General features: G+C 72.9%; 6 protein-coding genes. 1 reads left to right on the forward strand and 5 read right to left on the reverse strand.

Translation table 11 applies throughout. From position 1 onward, the window contains the following. Positions 1 to 8: 8 nt before the first annotated feature. Positions 9 to 4,514: a glutamate synthase large subunit gene (gene gltB, locus AB0G11_RS34895; RefSeq protein WP_357590963.1), complete on the reverse strand. Its 4,506-nt coding sequence runs from the start codon at positions 4,512 to 4,514 to the stop codon at positions 9 to 11. A 286-nt stretch (positions 4,515 to 4,800) separates the two neighbouring features. Between gltB and AB0G11_RS34900 the strand changes: the two genes are divergently transcribed. After that, entirely contained in the window at positions 4,801 to 6,336 is a 1,536-nt protein-coding gene (locus AB0G11_RS34900) for a bis-aminopropyl spermidine synthase family protein (RefSeq protein ID WP_357590965.1), read from the forward strand. A gap of 342 nt (positions 6,337 to 6,678) precedes the next feature. Here AB0G11_RS34900 and AB0G11_RS34905 read toward each other — a convergent pair whose 3' ends face one another. The 4 genes from AB0G11_RS34905 to AB0G11_RS34920 all read right to left on the reverse strand — a co-directional run. Next, positions 6,679 to 7,263 carry a hypothetical protein gene (locus tag AB0G11_RS34905; protein WP_357590967.1) on the reverse strand — a complete coding sequence of 195 codons (585 nt, stop codon included), beginning with the start codon at positions 7,261 to 7,263 and terminating at the stop codon, positions 6,679 to 6,681. A 125-nt stretch (positions 7,264 to 7,388) separates the two neighbouring features. Then, a complete protein-coding gene (locus AB0G11_RS34910) occupies positions 7,389 to 8,246 on the reverse strand; it encodes a hypothetical protein (protein WP_357590968.1) in 858 nt (285 codons plus the stop codon). Then, positions 8,243 to 8,947: a VIT1/CCC1 transporter family protein gene (locus tag AB0G11_RS34915; protein WP_219502463.1), complete on the reverse strand. Its 705-nt coding sequence runs from the start codon at positions 8,945 to 8,947 to the stop codon at positions 8,243 to 8,245. Before AB0G11_RS34915 ends, AB0G11_RS34910 begins: the two co-directional genes overlap by 4 nt. Continuing rightward, on the reverse strand, positions 8,944 to 9,363 hold a 420-nt coding region (locus AB0G11_RS34920), incomplete at its 5' end, for a prolipoprotein diacylglyceryl transferase family protein (RefSeq protein WP_357590970.1). The genes AB0G11_RS34915 and AB0G11_RS34920, both read right to left, overlap by 4 nt.

The following is a 9,363-nucleotide window of genomic DNA, read 5'->3' on the forward strand; positions in this document are numbered from 1 at the left end:
ACGCCTCCTTAACCCTGGACCGCGGCCGCCATGACGGCCTCGTCGATGTCCCTGCCTTCGATGCGGGCGGCCTCGGCGGCCTGCATGACCCGCTTGTAGTCGGTCGGCATGATCTTGCCGAACCTGCCGAGCGCGGCGTCCCAGTCGGCCAGCAGCTGCTTGGCCACCGGGGAGCCGGTCTCGGCGAAGTGCTGCTCCACCGTCTCCTTGAGGAAGTCGGCGTCCTCGGCGGTGAGCGCCTCGACGGCCACCATCTCCCGGTTGACGCGCTCCGGCCGCAGGTCGAGCAGGTAGGCGACGCCGCCCGACATGCCCGCCGCGAAGTTGCGCCCGGTGGGGCCGAGGACGACCGCCCGGCCGCCCGTCATGTACTCGCAGCCGTGGTCGCCGACGCCCTCGACGACCGCGGTCGCGCCCGAGTTGCGGACGCAGAACCGCTCGCCGACGACGCCTCGGATGAACACCTCGCCGGACGTGGCCCCGTACAGGGCGACGTTGCCGGCGATGATGTGGCCGTCCAGCGGGGCCGACTCGTGCGGCCGGAGCGTGATCCGCCCGCCCGACAGGCCCTTGCCGAGATAGTCGTTGGCGTCGCCGGTCAGCCGCAGCGTGATGCCGCGCGGCACGAACGCGCCGAACGAGTTGCCCGCCGACCCGGTGAAGGAGATGTCGATCGTGTTGTCGGGCAGCCCGGCGCCGCCGTAGCGCTTGGTGACCTGGTAGCCGAGCATGGTGCCGACGGTCCGGTTCACGTTGCGGATCGGCAGCTCCAGCGTGACCGGGGTGCCGTCGTTGAGCGCGCCCTCGGCGAGCTGGATGAGCGTGTTGTCCAGCGCGTGCCGCAGGCCGTGGTCCTGCTCGACCGTGCGCCGCAGCGGGGTGCCCTCGGGCAGCTCCGGGCGGTGCAGGATCGGCGACAGGTCCAGGCCGCCGGCCTTCCAGTGGTGCTCGGCCGCGCTCACGTCGAGCATCTCGACGTGCCCGATGGCCTCGTCCAGCGAGCGGAAGCCCAGCTCTGCCAGGTACTCGCGGATCTCCTCGGCGATGAACTCGAAGAAGTTGACCACGAACTCCGGCTTGCCGGCGAAGCGCTTGCGCAGCTCCGGGTTCTGCGTGGCGACGCCGACCGGGCAGGTGTCGAGGTGGCACACGCGCATCATCACGCAGCCGGACACGACCAGCGGCGCGGTGGCGAACCCGTACTCCTCGGCCCCCAGCAGCGCGGCGATGACCACGTCGCGGCCGGTCTTGAGCTGGCCGTCGACCTGCACGACGATGCGGTCGCGCAGGTTGTTCAGCAGCAGCGTCTGCTGGGTCTCGGCCAGGCCGAGCTCCCACGGCGCGCCGGCGTGCTTGAGGCTCGTCAGCGGGGAGGCGCCGGTGCCGCCGTCGTGGCCGGAGATGAGCACCACGTCGGCGTGCGCCTTGGACACGCCCGCCGCGACCGTGCCGACCCCGACCTCGGCCACGAGCTTGACGTGCACGCGGGCGGCCGGGTTGGAGTTCTTCAGGTCGTGGATGAGCTGGGCGAGGTCCTCGATCGAGTAGATGTCGTGGTGCGGCGGCGGCGAGATGAGGCCGACGCCGGGCGTGGAGTGGCGGGTCTTGGCGATCCACGGGTAAACCTTGTGGCCGGGGAGCTGGCCGCCCTCGCCGGGCTTGGCGCCCTGCGCCATCTTGATCTGCAGGTCGGCCGCGTTGACCAGGTACTCGCTGGTGACGCCGAACCTGCCGGAGGCCACCTGCTTGATCGCCGACCGGCGCGTGGCGTCGTACAGGCGCTCGGGGTCCTCGCCGCCCTCGCCGGTGTTGGACTTGCCGCCCAGCCGGTTCATCGCGATCGCGAGCGTCTCGTGCGCCTCGACCGAGATCGAGCCGTACGACATCGCGCCCGTGGAGAACCGCTTGACGATCTCCGAGACCGGCTCGACCTCGTCGATCGGGATCGGGTTGCCCTTGCGCAGCTTGAACAGGCCGCGCAGCGTCATCAGCCGCTCGGCCTGGGAGTCCACCATCTCGGTGTACTCCTTGAAGATCTCGTAGCGCCGGGTGCGGGTGGCGTGCTGCAGCTTGAAGACGGTCTCGGGGTTGAACAGGTGCGGCTCGCCCTCGCGCCGCCACTGGTACTCGCCGCCGACCTGCAGCCTGCGGTGCGCGTTGGCGGCCCTCGGGTACGCGTGCCGGTGCCGCTCGGCCGTCTCGCGGGCCAGCACGTCGAAGCCGACGCCGCCCAGGCGCGAGGTGGTGCCGGTGAAGCAGGAGTCGATGACCTGCCGGCTGAGCCCGAGCGCCTCGAAGATCTGCGCGCCGGTGTAGGAGGCCACGGTGGACACGCCCATCTTGGACATGACCTTGATGACGCCCTTGCCGTACGCCTTGATCAGGTTGCGCACGGCCTTGCGCTTGTCGAGCTCCAGCACCCCGGTCTCGACCAGGTCCTCGACGGTCTCGATCGCGAGATACGGGTTGACCGCGCCGGCGCCGTAGCCGATGAGCAGCGCCATGTGGTGGCACTCGCGGGCCTCGCCGGTCTCGATGACCAGGCCGATCTTGGTACGGGTCTTCTCCTGGATCAGGTGGTGGTGCACGGCCCCGGTCAGCAGCAGCGACGGGATCGGCGCCAGGCTGTCGGAGGAGCCCCGGTCGGACAGCACGATGATCCGGGCGCCGTCGGCGATGGCCTGCGACACCTCGGCCTTGATCTCCTCCAGCCGCGACAGCAGCGCCTGGCCGCCGCCCGCCACCTGGTAGAGGCCGGAGACCACATGCGGGTGGAACCCGGGCAGGTCGTGCTCGTCGTTGATGTGGATGATCTTGGCGAGCTCGTCGTTGTCGATCACCGGGTAGGGCAGCACGAGCTGCCGGCAGGAGGCCGGGCCCGGGTCGAGCAGGTTGCCCTCGGGGCCGAGCACGCTGGCCAGGCTGGTGACCAGCTCCTCCCGGATGGCGTCCAGCGGCGGGTTCGTGACCTGCGCGAACAGCTGCGTGAAGTAGTCGAACAGCAGCCTGGGCTTCTCGCTCAGCACCGCCACGGGCGTGTCGGTGCCCATCGAGCCGATCGGCTCGGCGCCGGTGCGGGCCATCGGCGACAGGATGATCCGCAGCTCCTCCTCGGTGTAGCCGAAGGTCTGCTGCCTCCTGACCAGCGCCTCGTGGGTGGGGATCTCCCGCTGCCGCGCGGGCAGCTCCTCGAAGCGGACCAGCCCGGCGTGCAGCCAGTCGGCGTACGGCAGCGCGGCGGCGAGCTCGGCCTTGATCTCGTCGTCCTCGATGATCTTGCCGCGGGCGGTGTCGATGAGGAACATGCGGCCGGGCTGCAGGCGGCCCTTGCGGACCACGTCCTCCGGCGCGAAGTCCAGCACGCCCGCCTCGGAGGCGAGCACGACCAGGCCGTCGGCGGTCACCCAGAACCGGCCGGGACGCAGGCCGTTGCGGTCGAGCACGGCGCCGGCCAGCGTGCCGTCGGTGAACGTGATCGACGCCGGGCCGTCCCACGCCTCCATCATCGAGGAGTGGAACTCGTAGAAGGCCCGGCGCGCCGGGTCCATCTCCGTGTGGTTCTCCCACGCCTCCGGGATCATCATGAGCACCGCGTGCGGCAGGCTGCGCCCGCCGATGTGCAGCAGCTCCAGCACCTCGTCGAAGGAGGCGGTGTCGCTGGCGTCCGGGTCGCAGATCGGGAAGAGCCGCTGCAGGTCGCCGGGGATGAGCCCCGACTCCAGCATGGCCTCGCGGGCCCGCATCCAGTTGCGGTTGCCCCGTACCGTGTTGATCTCGCCGTTGTGCGCGATGTAGCGGTAGGGGTGGGCCAGCGGCCAGCTCGGGAACGTGTTGGTCGAGAAGCGCGAGTGCACCAGCGCGATCGCGGTGGCGTAACGCTCGTCCGACAGGTCGGGGAAGAACGGCTCGACCTGGTCGGGCGTGAGCATCCCCTTGTAGACGACCGTACGGGCCGACAGCGAGGGGAAGTAGACGTCGACCTCGTGCTCGGCCCGCTTGCGCAGGCAGAACGCCAGCCGGTCCAGCTCGATCCCGGCCTCGCCGCCGGGCGCGGCCACGAACAGCTGGCCGAAGTGCGGCATGACCGCCCTGGCGCTCGGCCCGGGCAGCTCGCGGTCGACGGGCACGTCCCGCCAGCCGAGCACGGTCAGGCCCTCCTCGGCGGCGATCTCCTCGATCATGCCGGTGGCGATCCGGCGCGCCTCGGGGTCGATCGGCAGGAACGCGACGCCCGTGGCGTAGCGGCCCGCCTCCGGCAGCGCGAACGGCACGACCGCGCGGTAGAGCTCATCGGGGATCTGCGTCAGGATGCCGGCTCCGTCGCCGGTGTCCGGCTCGCTACCCTTGGCCCCCCGGTGATCGAGATTGCACAGCGCCGTCAGCGCCTTGACCACGATCCCGTGCCCCCGGCGGCCGTGCACGTCGGCCACCATGGCGACGCCGCAGGCATCGTGCTCGTTGGCGGGGTGGTAGAGGCCCTGGGGCTCGGGGAACCCGAGGTGGGCAGCAGGCATTGAATCCCTCCCGTCGTCTTCGTCTGTCTTGGACTGCTCCACAGGCGGGGACGACGTTGGCCCTGCTGCATATCGTGGATAGAGGTTACCGCACGCTGCCCGAATGGTGCCCACCGCATCCACAGTGCGAACATTCGTGACATCCCGGCATGCGAGCGGAGATGTCCCAAACCCCGGAACAGCAGGGGCTTCCCGCTCCCCCGCATTCCGGACACGGCCCCGCCGGATTAGTGCCGCCGGGTTGGTGGCGCCGGACACGGGGCAGCCCCTCGATAGGGTTGCCCGCATGGAACGCGACGGGGTGGAACGGCTGCTGGCCGAGGCGGGCGTCGACGGCAGGCGGCTCAGGCACGCGCTGGCGTCGCTCTGCGACGGCCGGTGGTGGACCCTCGCCACGCTGGTCAGGCACACCGCGACCTCACGGCGGACGATCGAGTCGCTGCTCGGCGTCCTGGACCTGGAGCGCTCCGGCGACCGCTTCCGCGTGGCCGAGACGCACCGGCCCGCCTTCCAGGACCTGCTGGCCGTCGCGCCGCCGCCCGAGGACCCGGTCGGCCACCTGGTGCCGCACTACGAGGCCGTGCTGGACCGGCTGCGCGAGCTGGTCGCCGGCGCGCCGCGCGCCCGCCACACGCTCGACCACGTCGCCGCCACGCCCGACACGATCCTGCGCCGGGCCCTGCTGCTCGGGGCCCGCTTCTGGCTGCCGGGCGCCCGCCTGCTCTGCGTCGGCGACCACGACCTGACCTCGCTCGCCGTCAAGCTCGTGCACCCCGAGACGGACGTCACGGTCGCCGACGTCGACGACCGCATCCTGGCCTACATCGACGAGCAGGACCTCGGCGTCCGCACCCGCTGGGCCGACCTGCGCCTCACCCTGCCCGCCTCCGCCCGCGAGCACGACCTGGCCATCACCGACCCGCCCTACACGCCGGAGGGCATCGGCCTGTTCGTCGCCCGCGCCGTCGAGGGCGTCAAGGACGACGGGCGCATCCTGCTCGCGTACGGGGCCAGCGAGCGGACCCCGGCGCTGGCCCTCAAGGTGCAGAACGCGCTGTCGGCGCTCAACCTCGCCTACGAGGCCATCTATCCCGACTTCAACCGCTATTTCGGCGCGGAAGCCATCGGGTCCGCCGCCGACCTGTACATCCTCCGGCCCACCACCCGCACCCGGCCCGCCGCCGCGGCCCGCCTCGACCGCGCCGCCACCGCCATCTACACCCAGGGCCCCCAGTCCGTCGAGTCCGCCCCCGCCGCCGACGCCCCCGCCCAGCCCGAGGGCCCCGCCGACCTCCTCGTCGGCGACTGGCCGGCCTCCCTGCCCCACACCCGGGTCAAGCTCTCCACCTGGCTCGCCAAGCCGTACGCCGCCGCCGTCGAGCGCGTCGCGATCGCCGTCCCGGCCGGGCTGGAGGCGGCGCTCCCCCGCCTCCTCCTCGCCACCCGCGCCGCCCACGTCGAGGTCCACCTCGCCGCCCCGCCCGCCGTCCCCACCGCCCTTGCGCCGGTCTACGACTTCACCACCTCGGGCACCGTCCTGCACGCCACTCGCCGCCCCCTCCCCGCCGACCCCGAGGGGCTGCTCCTGCGGCGCATCCTGGACAACGGGCACGCCAAGCTCGCCAACTCCTGGCGCGAGGGCCTCATCGCCGCCGCCCGCGCCCAGGACGGCGCCCTCACCAAGAACGAGGCCCGCACCCTCATCCGCCAGACCGCCCCGTGGTCCGACACCCTCTCACCGGTCGAGGCCCCCCTCCACCGCCTCACCACCCTCCCCACCCACATCGCCACCACCCTCACCCTCCTCCACACCCCCCTCTGACGGGACCCGCCACAGGCACAGCGAACCGCCGAGGGACGCCGACCCCACCTGGTCGAGCCACCGCAGGGGCCGTGACGCCGGCGCAGGCCACAGACTGGCCCCGGTACGGGCGCCTGGAGGCCCCAGTGGCTCCTGCAGGACCACGGGCCGCTACGGGGCCCACCCCCCTACCGCGCGCGTACCAGCCGGAGGCGGTGACACCCGGAGGAACTTGCACCGCCGAGCGGGCCCCGGCTACTTGCGTGGCAGGTGCCTCCCCACAGCGCGCCTGCCGAGTGCACGCTCATGGGTGCGCGCCTCCTATGGACGCAGAGGCCGTAAGGGCCACACGGGCCGGAGGGACTAAGTGGCGGCGAGGACGCGGGACTGGATGGCCTGGCCGAGGGAGTCGAGGGCGATGAGCGGCGGCACCAGGTCGGCGTCGGCCGTGCCCCGGGCTCCGACCCAGCTGACGGTCACGTAATGGCCCAGGGCGCGCACCTCGGCGCGGCTGCGCGCGGGGTCGAAGGGCACCGCCTGCCGGACGAACCCGTCGCGGTGCAGGGCCGTGACCAGGGCGTCGGCCGCGCGCCCGTCCGGCAGGTTGAAGATGACGAACTGCCCGGCGACCGCCCCGCCCGTGTAGGTGGCCCGCAGCGCCTGCGTGCAACCGGACGCGGCGGCACCCCACAGCGCGTCGTCGCAGTCGGCCAGCTCCTCCATCTCGCCCCGGGCCAGCTCGCCGAGCGCCCCGGCGCGGAACAGCTCGCCCGTGGTGAGCGGCGCGGCGTCGTCGGCCCGGGAGTCGACCGGCGCGTACATGGCCGACGTCGGCGTCCCGTGGAAGGCGGCGGGCCGGGGCGCGTCGCGCCCGAGCCACAGCCAGGCCCCCGCCCCGAGCACCGTGACCCCGGCCACCACCAGCGCGATCACGACCCGCCCCGGCATCAGATCCCCCACCTCACGCCAACCCCCGTTCTTTCACAACACACCATCGCCCCCGTACGCCCCATGCCACCACACAACCGCGCCCCGTCGCCATCCCCATGACGACGGGACCCGGTCGCCGCCTGTCACCCGCCGGGGCCGGTGATGGCGACCACGCGCCGGTAGAGGGCCTTCTCGGCGCCTCTCAGGGTGAGGGCGAGCGAGACGTAGTCATCCTTGGGCGTGGGCTCGGCGCCGTCGGCGCGGCCGAGCCAGACGAGGCCGACGTAGTGGCCGAGGGCGTAGCCACCGGCCTCGGTGTAGCCGCCGGCCGGGTAGGCGGCCTGGGTGCTCTCCAGCGGGATGGTCCAGCCGCCTCGGTAGAGCGTCTTCAGCGCCTCGACGAGCTCGCCGGCCGCCTCGCCGTCACGCAGGTTGAGCAGCGTGTACTGGCCGACGTAGCGGCCGTCGGCGGTGGTGTAGAGGCCGCGGGCGGCCTGGGTGCAGCCGGCGTCGGCCACGCGGGCGAGCAGGTCGGCGCCCCACAGCGCGGCCGAGCAGTCGGCGTCGACCTGGCTGGCGACGAGTTTGAGCGAGAGCTTCTTGCCTCCGGGGAGCGTCTTCTGGCCGAAGACCTCCTTGGCGGTGAGCGGCTTGGGGTCCTTGGCCCGGTCGGCGACCGGCTGGAACAGCTTGGGCGAGGCCCAGCCGTGGAACACCTGCGGCAGCGCCGTGTCGCGTTCGGGGACGGAGCCGCCGGTGCGCGCCGGGGGCGTGTAGGAGCCGAGGGAGGCGATGACGGCGACCAGTGCGGCGACGGCCACGAGGGCGGCGGCCACGGTCGCGATGACGGCCAGCGTCCGCTGCTGTTCGGGCCGGAGCCCCCAGCGGGTCAGCAGCGAGAGCTCGAAGTCGGGCCGGGGAGCGCGGCCGGCGCGCGGCGTCTTGGGCGGGCGGGGGGCGGGGGCGGCGCGGCGCCTCTTGCGGGCCCTGGTCTCGGTCACAGCCCCGACGCCCCGATCAGGTTGCCGAGCCCGAACGTCAGCCCGGCCGCGACCACGCCGACGACGAGCTGGCGCAGCCCCGAGTACCACCAGCTCCGCGCGGTCACGGCGGACACGACGGCGCCCGCGGTGAACAGCGCCACGCACGACACGACGGCCGGCACCCACAGCTCGACCGCGCCGAACACGTACGGCAGCAGCGGCAGCGCCGCGCCCACGCTGAACGAGACGAACGACGAGACGGCGGCCAGGACGGGTGAGGGCAGTTTGCCGGGCTCGACGCCCAGCTCGTTGCGAGTGTGGACCTCCAGCGCCCGGCGGGGGTCGCGGGAGAGCTGCCTGGCGACCTCGGTGGCCAGGGCGGGCTCGACGCCCTGGTCGGTGAAGGACTGGGCGAGCTCGGCCAGCTCGTCCTCCGGGTGGCGGGCCAGCTCGCGGGCCTCGACCTGGATCTCGGCCTGGGCGAGCTCCTTCTGGCTGGCGACGGAGACGTACTCGCCGCCCGCCATGGAGAACGCGCCCGCGGCCAGCCCGGCGACGCCCGCCAGGCCGATGACCTTGGTGTTGGCGGTGCCGCCCGCGACGCCGGCGATGAGCGCGAAGTTGGACACCAGGCCGTCCATCGCGCCGAACACCGACGGCCTGAGCCAGCCGCCGTTGACGTCGCGATGCTGGTGGTGGATCTCCGCGCGGTCGTTCATCGCGCGTTCTTCTCCTCCGCGACGTCGCGTGGGGCCGCGTCGGACCCGTCGGACCCGTCGGACCCGTCGGGCTTCCCGTCGTCGGAAGTGTCGCCGGGGGTGTCGTCGGCCTGGTCGGCCTCGTGGGCGGGGTCGGCCGGGTCGTCCCCGCCGCCGTCGCCCGAAGCCGGTACGGCGTCCGCGTCGGCCGTCGCGTCGGCCTCCGGGGAGACGACGACCTCGTCACCCGTCTTGTTACGGGTCGCCCAGAAGTAGACGAGCGCGCCGATGAACAGCGCGAGCGCGGTGTACTGGTTGATCCGCAGCCCGAACAGCTCGACGGCGTGGTCGACCCCGCCCACCGGGTCGATGCGCAGCCCCTCGATCCAGAACCGCCCGAGCGTGTAACCCGCCACGTAGAGGGCGAACAGCCGCCC

The organism is Nonomuraea sp. NPDC023979 (assembly GCF_040639085.1).
Taxonomy (GTDB): domain Bacteria; phylum Actinomycetota; class Actinomycetes; order Streptosporangiales; family Streptosporangiaceae; genus Nonomuraea; species Nonomuraea ceibae.

Coding starts and splice junctions, on each gene's coding strand:
- AB0G11_RS34905 (WP_357590967.1), bottom strand. CDS start 7,263: ATGCCGGGGCGGGTCGTGATCGCGCTGGTGGTGGCCGGGGTCACGGTG.
- AB0G11_RS34900 (WP_357590965.1), top strand. CDS start 4,801: ATGGAACGCGACGGGGTGGAACGGCTGCTGGCCGAGGCGGGCGTCGAC.
- gltB (WP_357590963.1), bottom strand. CDS start 4,514: ATGCCTGCTGCCCACCTCGGGTTCCCCGAGCCCCAGGGCCTCTACCAC.
- AB0G11_RS34915 (WP_219502463.1), bottom strand. CDS start 8,947: ATGAACGACCGCGCGGAGATCCACCACCAGCATCGCGACGTCAACGGC.